Raw genomic sequence first — 15,070 nt, 5'->3', positions numbered from 1 at the left:
CTCAGTGGCCGCGGCCCTCGCGGGTGCCCTCGACGATGCCGCGGGCGATGTCCCGCAGCTTGCGGTTGTAGCGCTGCGAGGCCTCCCGCAGGATCTCGAAGGCCTCGTCGGCGTCCACCGCCCGCTGCGCCATGAGCACGCCCTTGGCCTGCTCGATCACCGCGCGTGACTCCATCGCCGCCCGCATGTTCTGGGCGTGCTCGGCCAGCCGGTCCTGCGCGTCGGCGTTGGCCACCGCGACCGCGACCGCCTCGGCCACCGCGGTCGCCGCCTCCTCCGACTCCCGCGAGGCGAACGCCGCCGGCTGGGTCGAGTAGACGTTCAACGCGCCGATCGTGCTGCCCTGGTAGGGCAGCGGCATCGACAGCGAGCTCCGGACGCCGACCTCCAGCACCCGGGGGGTGTACTCCGGGTAGCGCTCCTCCGTGCGCATGTCGTCGATCCGGATGACGACACCGGCGCGACCGGCGTCCATGCACGGCCCGTACCCGCGCTCGTACTGCAGCTCGTCGGCGGCCAGCGCCATCTCCCCGGCGTGCGCCGCGGTGAAGGCCCGGTCGCCGCGGACGAGGGTGATCGAGGTGGACTCCGCGCCGGGGATGCCGCGGGCCGCGATACCGGTGACCTCGCCGAGGACGTCGTCGAGCCTCCGGTCGGCCAGCGCCACCCGGCTCAGGTCCCGCCACAGCTCCTGCACGAGGCCAGTCTGCCCGACCGGCGCCGTCGCAGAGCCGGAGACGACCCGCAAGGGGCCGCCGCTGCAGGAAGTGGGCCTTTCGGTCAGGATGGGAGAGCGGGTCGGTGGTGCGTCCACCCCGGCTCGATCGCCCAGCGACGGCGGAGGAGGTTGCCTTGGGCCAGGAGCCGTGGCCGCACGCACCCGTGCCGTCCCTCGCGGGCGACGTGTGGCACTGGCAGCTCGAGGCGATGCACGTCGTCTCCCGCGTCCGGGCCGACCTGCGGGCCCGCATCGCCCACCCGTCGGTCTGCTCGACGTCCACCGACGACGCCCGCGACGGGCTGCTGCTGGTGTTCGAGGAGCTGGCGTCCAACGCACTGCGGCACGGCGGTGGAGCGGTGCGCGCGCTGGTCGTCGCGGGCACCGACGGTTGGCTGCTCGACCTCAGCGACGAGGCGCCCGACCGCCCGCCGATCCCCGCCGTCGACCGCGACCCGGCGCTCGGCGGCATGGGACTGCACCTGGTCGCGCAGCTGTCGAGCGACTACGGGTGGGAGAGCCGCCCGGGCCGCAAGCACGTCTGGGCGATGCTGCCCAACGGCCTGCAGCCGCTGGAGCAGGTCCACGACCGCGTCCCCGAACCCCGCGCCGGAGAGCAGTCCCCCCACCGCGACTGAGTGACCTCTTCCCGGGCCCGCTCCCCTACTTCCGGGCGCGGGTGACGGCAGCGCAGTAGCGGTCGTGGTCCTCGCGGACCTCGGCCATCGGAGCGAGCACCTCCTCCTGCGCGACGACGTCCACCGCCGCGTACAGCCGCTGCTCGGCCCGCCGCGCCCGCCGTCGTGCCCGCAGCCCCACGAGTGGACGGGCCACCAGCGCCAGCACCGCCCCGGCCAGCAGCCCGCCGACCAGCAGCAGCGTGGGCATGGGGATCCCCTCGACCCGGGGCAGCGGGACGACGTCGTCGAGCTGGAAGAAGCCGAGGACGACCAGCGCCAGCAGCCACAGCACACCCGCCAGCGCGACCAGGGTGAGCAGCCACTGCAGCCCGCCCACCGTCCGCTGCCACAACGGGGTGCGCTGCGGACCGAGGTCCGTGCCCGCGACGGCCTGGTCGAGCCGGTCGGCCAGCAGCTCCTCCGACACCTCGACGGTCCGCCGCAGCTCGTCACGCCACGCCTCGGACAGGCCCTCGCCGGCGATCTCCCGCGCCGCACGCACCGCCCGGGTGACCCCGGCCCGCTGCGCCGCACCCGCGGCCGGCAGCGACGTGCGGGCCACCACCGCCCCGTCGTCGCCCGTGCCCTGTCCCAGGTGCAGCCGTTCGAGCGGGTCCGGGCGCAGCTTCCGCGTCCAGCGCACCAGCGGCCAGCCGGTGGTCGCCGTCCCGTCGCGGCGCACGGACCGCTCGACGGCGGCGGTGACCGTGGGCACCCCGGCGGCCTCGGCCAGCGCCTCGGTGAGCTGCTCGCGCTCGGCCCGGCCCACGCCGCCCCCGCCGGCGGGGTGAGCGGGTGGGCCACCAGCACAGTGCGCCGCCAGCGCCGTCGCGACCCCGCGGACGTCGGCGACGAGCCGGTCGGTCGCCGCCCGCCGGGCCGACACCCGCCGGGCCAGGTCGGCGCGCAACTCCCCCAGGCCGGCGCCCGTGCGCGCGGAGAGGGCGAGCAGCGGCGTGTCCGCCAGCCCCTCCCGGTCGAGCAGCTCGCGCAGGTCGGTCAGGCAGGCCCGCGCAGCCGCGGGATCGAGCCGGTCGACCTGGTTGAGGACGACGAGCAGCACACTCGCGTGCCCGGCCAGCGGCACCAGGTAGCGGTCGTGGACGGCGGCGTCGGCGTACTTCTCCGGGTCGAGCACCCACACCAGCACGTCGACGAGCTGCACCAGCCGGTCGACCTCCAGCCGGTGCTCGAGCCGCACGCTGTCGTGGTCGGGCAGGTCCAGCAGCACCAGGCCGTCGAGCGCCGGCTCGGGGGCGTGCCGGTGCCGGCGCGGCACCTGCAGCCAGTCGAGCAGCCGGTCGGTCGTCTCGTCGGCGCCCCAGACGGTCGCGTGCGCCACCCCGGTGGTCGGCCGGCGGATGCCGGGGGTGCTCACCTCGCTGCCCGACAGCGCGTTGAACAACGTGGACTTGCCGCTGCCGGTGGCGCCGGCCAGGGCGACGACGGTGGCGTCGCCGAGCGCCTCCCGGGCACCGGCCTTGGCCAGCAGCGTCCGGGCGTCGGCGAGCTCGGGCACCTCGAGGCGGCCGTCGGCGACCTCGACCGCCTCGCGCAGCGCCGCCAGCCGGTCGGCCAGCGGCGGCGTCCGTCCCCTCATGCCCGATCCCGGGCCGCGGTGAGGGCGGACGCGGCGGCGCGCAGCTCGGCGGCGGCGTCGGGTCCCGGTCCGGCCACGTCCACCAGCGCGTCGAAGCGGCCCTGCTCGTAGCGCAGCAGCGCGTCGGCCCGCGCCTGGAGGTCCTCCCGGGCGCGGGTGGCCAGCGAGCGGACCGCGGCGTCACCGAAGACGGCCTCCAGCACGCGCTGACCGAGGGCCGTCGTCCCGCCGGCGACCGCCACCTCCCCGCCGGTGAGCCCGCCGGTCTGGGCGAAGACGGCCATCATGACGACGGCGCCGGCTCCGTTGACCCCCCACGAGAGCACGCGGGCCCGGGTGCGCTTGCCGGCCCCCTCCTCGCGGACCAGGTCCAGCACGTAGCCCTGCCAGTCGCGGACCTGCGCCGCGGCGGCCTCGGGGAAGTCCGGCGAGACCCGGTCGAGCTCCTCGTCGGCGGCCGACAGCAGCGGCGGCCCGCCGGGCAGCGCCCGCCAGGCGGTGACGGTGCGTTCGGCGGCGCGGTCGGCCTCGGCGCGCAGCAGCGTCTCCACGCTCGTCTCCAGCGCCCCCTGGAGCTCGTCGGTGGGCGAGGGCCGCCCGGTGAGCGCGGCGGTGACCCGGTCGCGCAGCCGGCCGATCGAGCTCTGCAGCGAGCGCATCCACTCACCGGTGCCCACGAACTCCTGCCAGCGGGCCAGCACCTCGCCGCGCAGCAGGCTGCCGCTGCGCACGCCCTCGTCTATGCCCTCGTAGGCGGCGGTGTAGGCCGCGGCGGCCGCCTCCCGCAGCGCGCCGGCCGCCTGACCCTGCTGCTCGACCTCGGCGGCGATGCCCGCCACGCGGTCCTCCAGGCTGGCCAGCGCGCCGGTGAGGGTCTGCCGGACGACGGCGGCGCGCTGCTCCTGGTCCGCGGCGAGCGCGTGCAGCCAGCCGCGCAGCGGGGCCACCTGGTCCTCGGGGAGGAAGCCGTCGACCAGCGGCCGCTCCTCGACGACGAACAGCCGCACCCCGGCCAGCCCGGCGCGGTCGAGCATCCCGGCGAGGTCGGGGGCGATCTCGTCGGCGGCGCCCAGCGGTACCCGGTCCAGGACGACGGCCAGGGCGGTGCCGCGCTCCTGGGCCGTCCGCAGCACGTCCCACGGGACGGCGTCGGCGTAGCGGGCCGCCGTGGTGACGAAGACCCACAGGTCGGCGGCGGCCAGCAGCTGCGCGGCCAGCTCGCGGTTGGACTCCACGACCGAGTCCACGTCCGGGGCGTCGAGCAGCGCGAGGCCGGGCGGGACGTCGTCCCGCGGCACCAGCTGCAGCGTGCCGGGGCCGCCGCCCCCGCCGGTGACGCGCGCCAGGCCGGGCAGCACCCGGTCGCCCTCGAAGGCGGCGACGTCGGTGCGGGCGCAGACCAGCACCGGCGCCCGGGTGGTCGGCCGCAGCACGCCCGGTGTGGTGACCGTGGCGCCGACGAGGCTGTTGACGAGTGTGGACTTGCCGGCCCCGGTGGAGCCGCCGACGACGGTGAGCAGCGGGGCGTCGAGGTCGCGCAGCCGCGGGAGCAGGTAGTCGTCGACCTGCTCGACCACCCCACGGGCCGCGCGCCGGGCCGCCTCGCTGCCCGGCGTGGCCAGGCCGAGCGGGGCGGCCGCGACGGTGTCCCGGAGGGCCGTGAGGGCCTCGGGCAGACGGGCGGGGACGGTCACGCTGGGGGACTGCCCCGAGCACCAGCCGGTTACCCATACCTGACCAGGACTGATGCGGAACCGGGATCGCCGCACGGCGTGTCGGCCCGTTCAGGGCCAGCAGCCTCGTCTACCTTCCGCGCGGCCGGTCGCCACGGAGGGTGCCGGCAGGTGTACACGGAGGGAAGGCATGGCGACGGGAATCCCGGGGGTCGACTATCCGGAGGCCAAGGAGCCCGTCGACGTCCAATCGGCGAGCCGCGGTGACGCGCTCACCAGCTTCGTCGAGGAGAGCGGGAACGGACCCCTGACGCTGACGGTGCCCGCGGACCGCTCCGGCAGGCGGGTCCGGCTCGACATCGGCGAGTACGTCCAGCTGGTGTGGAAGGGCCCGGAGGGGCTCCGGGCACTGCCTGCGGAGTTGACGGAGGTCCTCCCCGGCGAGGAGCCGCGCTGGCGGGTGAGGCCGATGGGTCCGGCGACCCGCGGCCAGCGCCGCAACGCGGTGCGGGCGCCGATGTCGCTCCCCGTGGAGGCGGTCTCTGGCCGGACCCAGCTGATCGGCGAGAGCATCGACGTCAGTGAGGGCGGGCTGCACTGCCTGTTCCAGCCGGACGGCGGGACGTCGACGCGGGAGCACCACGCCACTGCCGAGACCACCGGGGCCGCCGGAGACGACGCTGCCGGGAAGGGCGGTGCCGAGGCGGCTCCCGCCGGCGGGAGCGGGCGGGTCGAGCTGTCCTCGGGGACACAGCTGGAGGTCACCCTGTCCCTCGGGGGGCAGGAGCAGCCGGTCCGGTCGAAGGCCGAGGTGGTGCGCGTGCACCCGCGCACCGACCGGCGCATCGAGGTGTCCCTGCGCTTCCTGGGTCTCCCCGAGCGGGAGGAGGACCGCATCCGCGCCCGCGTGTTCACCGAGCTGCGCGTCCTGCGGTCCCGCGGCCTCCTCTGACCCCCGCTCGTCCGGGGCCGCGCCGGCCGTACCGGGCCACCAGGTCGGTGCCCTTCTCGTCGCCGAGGACCTCGGAGTGGGCCAGCCGGCAGTGGTCATCGACCGGCGAGTGCACGTGGTCGTGGCCGATCGTGGCTGTCCGGTCCCGGGTCGCTCGCGGGCGGCGCGGCCATGGGCGTGCCGTCCGCCGCCGTCTCCGGAAGCGCCCGAGCTCCGTGACGTCCTGCACCGGCTCCCCGGGCCGGGAGCGCTCGTAACGCAGTGCGGTGGTCGTCGAGGCTCGGGTCGACACGCCGGTCACTGGATCCGATGCCTGCCGCCAGCCGGGCGCCCCGCGGCGGGAATGTGGGCCTTCGGCCAGCCGGCCCGGTGCCGGGCGACGATCGGCAACCGGCCATGAACGGTCGTGCGGACACCAGCGTGGGTCACGAGGACCTCCGGGTGGACGTGGGCCTTCGACGAACCGCACCCCGGTCGGAGGTCCCCCCTCGCTCGACCCCGCACGCTGCTACCGAGGTCCTGGCCCGGTACGGCTGACAGCGGTGGGGCCCGCCCCTGCCGCGCCTCCGATCAGGCGCGGCTGGTGCATCGGCGGATCCCGCCGGATGGTGAGCGTGCGCGCGGGGTGGGCTCAGGAGGAGCCGCGGGCGCGCTCCTCGCGCATCGCCTGGAACACCCGGCGGCGGACCCGGTCCTGCTCCTTCTCGGACAGCTCGAGGAAGCGCAGCGAGACGCCCCAGCGGCCGCCACGGGTGTGGTGCCACACGACCTCGGCGCGCGACGTGACGTCGCCGCCCTCGAGGTGCACGGTCAGCGGGACGACGGTGCCCGGCGGCGGCGGGTCGCCGGAGGCGTCCAGGACGGCGCGGAGGCCGCGCTCGCTGAGGTCGACGACCTCGCCCGCCAGGTCGACCGAGTCGAGCACCGCGGTGAGCGGCACCGCGAGGCGGGCACGGACCGCCTGACGCCGCTGGATGGCCTCCGCCGGCCCGACGACGGCCAGGTGCCAGCGGGGGGCGGCGCCGCGCTCCACGGTGGTGACCTGCGCCGGCAGCGCCCAGACGCTGGCGGAGTCCCGCCAGAAGACCTGCACGTGGTCGCCCACCCAGACGACCTCCTGGTCGGCGAAGTCCCCGACCGAGGGGCGCACCACGACCGTCTCGCCGGTGACCCGCTCGACGCGGGTGCTCACCGGGTACCGGTGGTCCCGCGGGGTCACCTCGGCCTCGTCGTCCACCTCGGGGCGGGCGGCGCCGACGGCGTCCATCGAGCTCCCCCCTCCGGTCCTGGCGACAGCGGCACGGTGCCGCGACGGAACGGTAACCCGGTCGGGTGCGCGCCCTGGCCGCCGGTGCCCGTGTCCGTCCCCCGCCAGGGTGAGCGCTGTGCGGATCCCACCGGCCGGACTCCGCACCCACCCCTCCCGCGCCCCGCCCTGAGCCTGCGGAGGGTGGGGAGGACGGGGTCCTTCCTTCAGGCCGAGCCCACTGGCCTGACTCCGCGCCGCGGTCCGCTCCCCGCTCGCAGAGCTCGCTGCGATGCTCCCGCGGCTGTCGTCAGGCCGAGTCGCGGACCGGGGTGTCCCCGTGCTCGTGCCGCGCACAGTGCGCGCAGCAGTAGAAGTGCCCCTCGACGACGACGCCGTGGCCGACGACCTTCACGCCGCAGTGCTCACACACGGGCGCCATCTTGTGGATCGCGCACTCGAAGCTGTCGAAGGTGTGCCGCGCTCCCTGCGCCACCACCTCGAACGCCATGTCGTAGTCGTTGCCGCAGACCTCGCAGACCGCCATGACCCCTCCTCGTCGTCCAGAGGTGGGTTCCTTCCCCGGCGCGGGCCGCGGGACACCGGCGGTCAGCGTTGGCGGGTCACCGAGCCGGACAGCCGCGGCCGGAAGCTGCGGCGCACCCGCTGCCACCGGTTCGGCGTCCGCTCGGCGTCGAGCAGCTCGGTCTCGGCCAGCGCCCGGTCGGCGGGCCCCAGCTCTGGCGGGACGTAGGGCACCAGCGACCGCCCGTGCGGCCGGCGCAGACTCTCGACCGCGGCGACCAGGCGGCCGTCGTGCGCCGCCACCGCGCGCGCCACCTCCTCGGGCGGTACGCCGAGGTGCTCGCCCAGCAGCCGGTCGCGCATGCCGGTGACCACGGCCGAGACCTCGTCGTGGCGGGGGCCGGGTCGGGCCTCGATCGAGACGTCGCACTCGGTGTCCAGGCCCATCGAGCGGTTGTTCAGGTTCGCCGAGCCGATCCGCAGCAGCCGGTCGTCGACCACGAGCACCTTGGCGTGCACGTAGATCCGCCGACGGCGCTCGGTGACCGGCACGTACAGCCGGAACCGGCCGTGCACGTCGGCGTCTTCGAGCAATGCCAGCAGCTTGGCCCGCGCGGTGTCCATCGCCTTCTCCTCGAGCCAGCTGGCCGAGCTCTCCGGGTTCACGACCACGACGTCCGGGCCCTCGGGTTCGGCCAGCCGCTGGGCGATGGCCTCGGCGATCCGCCGGTTGGCGAAGAACTGGCTCTCGATGTAGACGCCGCGCCGGGCGGCGGCGATCGCGGCCAGCCACAACAGCTCGATCTCGTGCACCAGCTCCGCGCCGCCGTGCTCCGGTCGGGTGCGGGAGATCGCCACGTCCACGTCGGTGAGCATCGGCTCGACGTCGTCCGGCCAGCACACCTGCAGGCCCTCGACCGGTTCCAGCCGGTCCCCGGTGGCGCTCTCCCACCGCTCGCGCGCCAGGTCACCGATGGCCCGGGCGGCGGGGCCGGAGACGACGCTGGCCACGTCGTGCCAGGGCCCCGACCGGCGGCCCGAGCCCGGCCGGCGGCGCAGCGGGTGCCCGTCGCGGTGCTCCGGGGTGTCCCACCGGTCGGTGGTGACGTCGATGCCGCCGGCGAAGGCCAGGCAGTCGTCGACCACCACGATCTTCTGGTGGTGCGCGCCGCCGATCGGGTGGTGCTGGTCGATGGTGAAGGTGAGCCGGTCGGGGGTGCGCCGGTTGAGCAGCACGATGGGCGCCAGGCCGCGGGCCAGCGCGATCAGCATGCCGACGTCCCAGTGCAGGACGCCGATCTCCAGCTCCGGGTTCCGCCGGACGGCGGCCTCGAGGACCCGGCCCAGCCGGTCGGCGCGTGCGGCGCCCTTCCGCCGGGGGTCGAGCTGGATCCGCGGGTCGAAGTCCCAACCGATGAACAGCACCCGGCGGCGTGCGCGCAGCACCGACCACTTCAACGCCGCGAAGTAGTCCGCGGCGTCCACGAAGACGGCGTACCGCTCGGCTCGCTCGATCCGCCAGCACGTCTCGCCCGGGACCAGCAGGTCCTCGGTGGCGACCGGCCCGGCACCTCCGTCGGCCACCCCGGTCAGCCGTTGCGGCGCACGTAGGAGCTGACGAAGTCCCGCAGGCTGCGGGTGGGCCGCAGCCAGGCGCCGTCCGGCGGCAGGGCGTCGAGGCGCACCCGGTCCAGGGGGGCGGCGAAGGCGCCCGGCACGTCCTCGATGTCGATGAACTCCAGCAGGTCCGAGCTGATGGCGTAGCCGGCGACCTCGCTGAACGCGACGACGGTGACCTGGGTGCCGGCGCGGGCCAGCTCCTCCAGCGGCTCGGCGAAGTTGCGGCCGTCGCCGGAGAAGACGACCAACCGGCGGAGCCGGTGGCTGTGCTGGCGGACCTCGATGTGGTCGAGCATCGCCTGGTCGATGTCGTCGTCCGGCTGCTGCTTGGGCCGGGCGAAGACGGCGAAGCCGAAGCTGCGCAGCGCCTCCACCCAGCGCTGCAGGCTGCCCACCACCGGCGGGATGTTGGCGAAGACACACGCCTCGACCTCGGGAGCGTCGGGCGCGCCGGGGTCGCCGGCGCCGTCGACGAACCACGCGGCGATCGCGTCGAAGCGCGGGCGCGAGGCCGCGGTGGGGCGGGCGCCGATGACCGTCGAGAGGGTCATGTCGATGTTCGGCGCGTCCCAGATGAGCAGGTCCAGCGCCGGGCGTGCCCGCCCGTCGAACGCGTCGGTGTCGGGGGCCGTCTCCGCGGCGGCGTCCAGGTCGGTCACGGGGGCAGTGTGCCTGGCCGGGGGCGCGGCGGGGGACGGCGCACCGGCCGCGCGTGGCGGACCGCCGGGTGACGTGGCCCGTCGCGGCGTGCGGCGGCGCAGCCGGTGGGCCCCCACCGCGCCGCTCAGCGGTTGCGGGTCCGCAGCGCGAAGGCGCACGAGTCACCACCCGCCGCCCGGACCCGGGACGCCCAGCGCGGGACGTCGGCGGCCGGCATCGGCTGGGCGAGGAGGTAGCCCTGGGCGAGGTCGCAGCCGGCGTCGCGGACCAACCGCAGGTGCTCGGCGGTCTCCACGCCCTCGGCGACCGAGCGGATGCCGAGAGTGCGCGCCAGCGAGACGATCGCGGCCAGCACCGGCCCGGTGCCGTGGGACGCCAGCCGGGCGGCGGCGGTCAGCAGCGAGCGGTCGATCTTGAGCGTGCCGATGGGCAGGGCGAGCAGCTGGGCGAGCGAGGACCAGCCGGTCCCGAAGTCGTCGATCGCCACCGTCACGCCCGAGCTCTGCAGCACGGCGAGCTGGTCCTCGGCGCGGGTGGGGTCCTCGGCGACGCTGGTCTCGGTCAGCTCCAGCACCAGGTTCTCCGCGGCCAGTCCGGAGTCGTGCAACGCCACCCGCACGTCGTGGACCAGCGTCTCGGCGGAGAAGTGCCGGGCGCTGATGTTGACCGACATGCGCAGCGGCAGGCCCTGTTCGGCCCACGCCGCGGCCTGCCGGGTGGTCTCGCCGAGCAGCCAGCGGGTGATCGGGATGAGCTGGCCGGTCTCCTCGGCCACGGAGAGGAAGGCGTCGGGGGTGAGCAACCCCCGCTCGGGGTGCTGCCAGCGCAGCAGCGCCTCCACGCCCTCGATCTCGCCGGTGTCCACCCGGACCACCGGCTGGTAGTGGACGACGAACTCGTCGACGGCGCCGTCCCGCAACCGGTTGGCCACCTCCAGCCGCCACCGCGCCGCCTCCCGCAGCCCCGGCGAGAAGACGTGCACGCGGTCGCGGCCGGCGCCCTTCGCGGCGAAGGCAGCGGTGTCGGCGTCGCTGAGCAACTGGTGGGCCCGGTCGGCGCCGGGCGTGGCGGCGGCGACGCCGATGCTGGCCGACAGCGGCACCGAGATGCCCTCGGCGTAGAAGGGGCGGGAGAAGGAGTTCTGCAACCGGAAGGCCAGGGCCGCGGCCTCGGCGGTGTCGCAGTCGCGGGCGAGGACGAGGAACTGGTCTGCGCCCAGCCGTCCCACGGCGTCCCCGGGACGGATCTGCTCGGTGAGCCGGCCGCCGACCTGGCGCAGCAGCTCGTCCCCGACCTCGTGGCCGAGGGAGTCGTTGACGGTCTTGAACCCGTCGAGGTCGAGGAACAGCAGCGCCGCCCGGCCGGCGCCGTCCTCGAGCGCCGCGCCGATGAGCTGCAGCAGCCGGGCGCGGTTGGGCAGGCCGGTGAGGTCGTCGTGACTGGCCCGCCAGGCCAGCGCCTCCTGGTCCCGGACCCGCTCGGTGATGTCGGTGTGGGTGACGACGACCCGGCCGGAGGCCCCGACACAGGCCGCCTGGAGGCGGAACCACATCGGTTCGGGACCGGACGAGTGGGCGTAGTCGTGCACGAACTCCCGGGCGGCGTCATGGTCGCCGGCTCGCAGCTGCGCCAGCCCGTCGGTGATGGCCTGGCGGTCCGCCGCGGCGAGACGCTGGGACAGCACCTCCAGGTAGTCGTCGCCGACCCCGCCCGCCCGCAGTCCTGCCCGGGCGACGGCCTCCGCAGCCTCGCCCCACCGGCGGTTGGCCGACAGGATCCGGCCGTTCCCGTCCAGCAGCACCGTGGCCGGGGGCAGGGCCTCCAGGACCGCGCTGAGCTGTTGGATTTCGGTGGCGCGCTGCTGCTCGGCGCGGCGCTGGTCGTCGACATCGCGGAGGAAGGCGGTGAGGCCGCCCGTGTCGGCGAAGGCGCGGATCTCGTACCACCGGCCGAAGGGCTTGTAGAAGTACTCGAACACGCGGGCCCGGCCGTCGAGGAGCACCGCCCGGTACTCGTCCTCGATGACCGTGCCGAGCGTCTCGGGGAAGCACTCGAAGGCGTAGCAGCCGATCATCTCGTCGGCCCGGCGGCCGAGGAGCCGCTCGGCGGCGGCGTTCACGTAGGTGAACCGCCACCTGCGGTCGATCCGGTAGACGGCGTCGGTGACCGAGGAGAAGGGGTCGGCTGGAGCGACGTGCCCACTCGGAACGTGTCCGTGCACCCTGCCCGCTACCTCTCCCCCTGCGGAAGACGTCAGGTCCCGGTCCCGGGGACCGCCGCCCTCCGCCGTCCCCTCACGGCGGCGCTGGGCGCCCGACGTACGACCGAGGGTAACCACACGGATGCAATTCAGACAGGGGAGACCCCGGCCCGGTCGAGGATCACGTGGACCGGTGCCTGCAGGGGCAGGGTGCCGAGGACCGCGCCCCAGTCGCCGTCCAGCCGGGTCGCGCAGAAGGTGTCGCCGACCTCTGCGGGGGCGTGCCGCAGGAGCAGCGAGGCCTGCAGGCACAGGGCGAGCAGGCCGGCGATGCGGCGGGCGCGCAGCGGCAGCTGCTCGGGATCGGCCAGTTCGGCGGCCAACCGGCCGACCGCCGCGTCGAGCCGGGCGTCGGCGCCGCGGGCGAGGTCGATCTCGGCGCGGACGGCGGCGAGGGACGCCGAGGAGCGACCCATCGCCCGGAGGACGTCGAGGGCGATGACGTTGCCCGACCCCTCCCAGATGCTGTTCAGCGGCGCCTGGCGGTAGAGCCGGGGCATGCCGGACTCCTCGACGTAGCCGTTGCCGCCGAGCACCTCGAGCGCCTCGGCGACGGCCGTCGGGGTGCGCTTGCAGACCCAAAACTTCGCGGCGGCCCCGGCGAGGCGGAGGAAGTCGGACTCGCCCGCGTCGACGGCGGCGGCCAGCCGGACGGCGAGCGCGGTGGCGGCCTCGCTCTCCACGGCCAGGTCGGCGAGGACGTTCTGCATGAGCGGCTGGTCGGCCAGCAGGGCGCCAAAGGCCCGTCGGTGCCGAGCGTGGTGGATCGCCTGGGTGAGGGCGGCGCGGACGGTGGCGGCCGACCCGAGGACGCAGTCCAGCCGCGTGGTGTTGACCATCTCGATGATCGTCGGGACGCCGCGGCCGGGCTCACCGACCAGCCAGGCCGTCGTCCCCTCGAACTCGACCTCGCTGGAGGCGTTGGCGCGGTCGCCGAGCTTGTCCTTGAGCCGCTGCAGCCGGAACACGTTGCGGGTGCCGTCGGGCAGCACGCGCGGGACGAGGAAGCAGGAGACGCCCTCGGGCAGCTGGGCGAGGACGAGGAACAGGTCGCTCATCGGGGCGCTGATGAACCACTTGTGCCCGGTCAGCGCGAACGTCCCGTCCCCGTTCGGGACGGCGCGCGTGGTGTTGGCGCGGACGTCGGAGCCGCCCTGCTTCTCGGTCATGCCCATGCCGGCGACCAGGCCCCGCTTGCCCGTCGGCTCGGCGAGGCCGAACTCGTAGGCGGGGGCGGTGAGGCCGGGCTCGTACCGTTCCGCGAGCTCGGGGGCGGCGCGCAGCGTGGGGACGGCGGCGTAGGTCATGGTCACCGGGCAGCCGTGACCCATCTCGACCTGCGTCCAGCCGAGGTAGCCGACGGCGCGGCGGACGTGCGCGTGCGGCTCAGCCGGGGTGGTGGGGTGGGCGGACGACACCGCGGTCCAGGGCGTACCGGCCAGGCCGTGCTCGAACGCGGTGCGCATGAGCTCGTGCCAGGCGGGGTGGAACTCGACCTCGTCGACGCGGTGGCCGTAGCGGTCGTGCGTGCGCAGGCGCGGCGGGTTCTCGTTGGCCAGCCGGCCCCACTCCTGCGCCTGCTCGCTGCCGGCCAGCGCACCGAGCGCCTTGAGCGAGTCGAGGGTGGCGGCGTCGGCGTGCCGGACGCAGGCCTCGGCCAGGGCGGTGTCGCCGGCGATGGGGTCGTGCCCGGCCAGCGGCGGGACCTGGTTGGTGACCTCGTGCGTGACGCCCATGGCCGAACCGTACGACGTGGATCACACCCGCTCGACGAGCTCCTCCGTGCCGTCCCCGGCGTGCGCGACGTGGGCGAGCTGCCGCCAGATGAGGGCGAGGATCACCGCGGATCCGGCGAAACCGAACCAGAACGGCCCGGTGACGCCCCAGGCCCGGGCCACCAGGCCACCGACCAGCTGGCCGAGCAGGATGCCGCCGAAGACGCCCATCGCGTAGAGGCTGCCGACCCGGCCCTGCAGGCCCAGCGGAACGGCGCGCATCCGCACCGTCCGGGACGTCGTCCCCCACACGAAGGCGTGCGCGCCGAACACGACCATGATCAGCACGGCCACCCAGGCGGTGGTGGTGAGCGCCAGGGCCAGGTGGGTGAGGGTCTCGATCACCAGACCGACGCGCATGAGGGTCGCCAGGCCGGCGTGCCGCTCGAGCCAGTCGTAGGACGACGTCCCCACGATCCCGCCCACGGCGGTGGCCGTGCTGAGCAGCCCGAAGCCGACCGGGCCGAGGTCGAGTCGCTGGTCGGCGTAGAGCACCAGCACCGACCAGGCCGCGCCGTAGGTGACGTTGAAGCTGACGATGGCGAGGGTCAGCGTGCGGACGGCGGCGTTGCCCCAGGTCCAGCGCAGGCCCTCGACGATGTCCTGCCGGACGTGGGCGCGCTCGGCCGGACGCTCGCGGACCGGCAGCCGCATGCGGGAGAGCAGCAGCGCCCCGAGGGTCAGCAGCACCGCCTGGGTGACGAAGGGCCAGGCGGTGCCGGCGACGAAGAGCGCGGCGCCCAGGGCCGGCCCGGTCATCTCGTTCATGGTGAGCGCACCGGCCATGAGCCGGGCGTTGCCGATGCCGAGGTCGGGACGCGGAACCACCATCGGCAGCAGCGTGCCGGTGGTGGTGTCGACGAAGACCTCGGCGACGCCGAGGACGAACAGCGCCGTGAGGACGACGGCGACGCCGACGTCCCCGGTGAACAGGGCGGCCCCGAGGACGACGAGGACGCCGGCCCGGGCGAGGTCGACGGCGATGACCAGCCGCCGGCGGTCCACCCGGTCGGCGAGGACGCCCGCGTGCAGCCCGAACAACAGCCACGGCAGCCGCTGCAGCAGGGCGCCGAGGGCGACGAGGAACGGGTCCTGGGTCTGGCCGGCGACCAACAGCGGCCCAGCGGCGATCGCGATGCCGTCGGCGAGGTTGCCGACCCAGGACGACCCGACCAGCCAGCGGAACGGCGTTCCCATCCGGGCGGGCAGCACCGCCTCGACCAGCCCCCGCACGGATTCGGACTGTAGGCACCCGCACCCACGCCGTCCGCCGCTTTTCGCCTGCACCCACCTGCACCCACACATCCCCGGCTGCTGCGGACACCCGGGGGCACCGTCACGCACGCACGGCAGCCGTGCGT

The 15,070-nt window shown here is 75.3% G+C and carries 12 protein-coding genes and 1 pseudogene; 2 read left to right on the top strand and 11 right to left on the bottom strand.

Going from position 1 to position 15,070, the window contains the following annotated elements:
- Position 1: 1 nt before the first annotated feature.
- A complete protein-coding gene (locus ACU610_RS20100; RefSeq protein ID WP_446769461.1) occupies positions 2-697 on the bottom strand; it encodes an ANTAR domain-containing protein in 696 nt (231 codons plus the stop codon).
- 155 nt (positions 698-852) lie between these two features.
- Here ACU610_RS20100 and ACU610_RS20095 point away from each other — a divergent pair, with 155 nt between their 5' ends.
- Positions 853-1,356, top strand: a complete 504-nt coding sequence (locus ACU610_RS20095) for an ATP-binding protein (RefSeq protein WP_446769460.1) — start codon at positions 853-855, stop codon at positions 1,354-1,356.
- Between the two features lie 25 nt (positions 1,357-1,381).
- On the opposite strand, the gene ACU610_RS20090 is transcribed toward ACU610_RS20095, so the two are convergent.
- Together ACU610_RS20090 and ACU610_RS20085 are read right to left on the bottom strand one after the other, a co-directional pair.
- Positions 1,382-2,998, bottom strand: coding sequence for a GTPase (locus ACU610_RS20090; protein WP_446769459.1), 1,617 nt, complete (start codon positions 2,996-2,998; stop codon positions 1,382-1,384).
- Positions 2,995-4,692: an ABC transporter gene (locus tag ACU610_RS20085; RefSeq protein WP_446769458.1), complete on the bottom strand. Its 1,698-nt coding sequence runs from the start codon at positions 4,690-4,692 to the stop codon at positions 2,995-2,997. Before ACU610_RS20085 ends, ACU610_RS20090 begins: the two co-directional genes overlap by 4 nt.
- 169 nt (positions 4,693-4,861) lie before the next feature.
- Between ACU610_RS20085 and ACU610_RS20080 the strand changes: the two genes are divergently transcribed.
- The gene (locus tag ACU610_RS20080; protein ID WP_446769457.1) at positions 4,862-5,623 is read left to right on the top strand and encodes a PilZ domain-containing protein; all 762 of its coding nucleotides are present in this window, start codon (positions 4,862-4,864) and stop codon (positions 5,621-5,623) included.
- 49 nt (positions 5,624-5,672) lie between these two features.
- Here the strand turns inward: ACU610_RS20080 and ACU610_RS20075 are convergent.
- The 8 genes and pseudogenes from ACU610_RS20075 to ACU610_RS20040 form a co-directional block, all read right to left on the bottom strand.
- A pseudogene (locus tag ACU610_RS20075) lies at positions 5,673-5,963 on the bottom strand (IS481 family transposase); the annotation flags it as partial.
- 291 nt (positions 5,964-6,254) lie between these two features.
- Positions 6,255-6,890 carry a flagellar brake protein gene (locus tag ACU610_RS20070; protein ID WP_446769456.1) on the bottom strand — a complete coding sequence of 212 codons (636 nt, stop codon included), beginning with the start codon at positions 6,888-6,890 and terminating at the stop codon, positions 6,255-6,257.
- Positions 6,891-7,179: 289 nt separating this feature from the next.
- On the bottom strand, positions 7,180-7,416 hold the full coding sequence (locus ACU610_RS20065; RefSeq protein WP_446769455.1) for a hypothetical protein: 237 nt from the start codon (positions 7,414-7,416) through the stop codon (positions 7,180-7,182).
- Positions 7,417-7,478: 62 nt separating this feature from the next.
- Positions 7,479-8,978 (bottom strand): phospholipase D-like domain-containing protein, encoded by a 1,500-nt coding sequence (locus tag ACU610_RS20060; RefSeq protein WP_446769454.1) that lies wholly within the window; start codon positions 8,976-8,978, stop codon positions 7,479-7,481.
- A 5-nt stretch (positions 8,979-8,983) separates the two neighbouring features.
- Positions 8,984-9,673, bottom strand: coding sequence for an NYN domain-containing protein (locus ACU610_RS20055; protein ID WP_446769453.1), 690 nt, complete (start codon positions 9,671-9,673; stop codon positions 8,984-8,986).
- 125 nt (positions 9,674-9,798) lie between these two features.
- Positions 9,799-11,895, bottom strand: a complete 2,097-nt coding sequence (locus ACU610_RS20050) for a putative bifunctional diguanylate cyclase/phosphodiesterase (protein ID WP_446769452.1) — start codon at positions 11,893-11,895, stop codon at positions 9,799-9,801.
- Between the two features lie 128 nt (positions 11,896-12,023).
- On the bottom strand, positions 12,024-13,670 hold the full coding sequence (locus ACU610_RS20045; protein ID WP_446769451.1) for an acyl-CoA dehydrogenase family protein: 1,647 nt from the start codon (positions 13,668-13,670) through the stop codon (positions 12,024-12,026).
- A 21-nt stretch (positions 13,671-13,691) separates the two neighbouring features.
- Entirely contained in the window at positions 13,692-14,942 is a 1,251-nt protein-coding gene (locus tag ACU610_RS20040; RefSeq protein WP_446769450.1) for an MFS transporter, read from the bottom strand.
- Between the last annotated feature and the right edge of the window lie 128 nt (positions 14,943-15,070).

This window comes from Geodermatophilus sp. URMC 61 (assembly GCF_052931555.1).
Note: the sequence above shows the minus strand (reverse complement) of the source record. Positions and strands in the feature narration are given on the sequence as shown.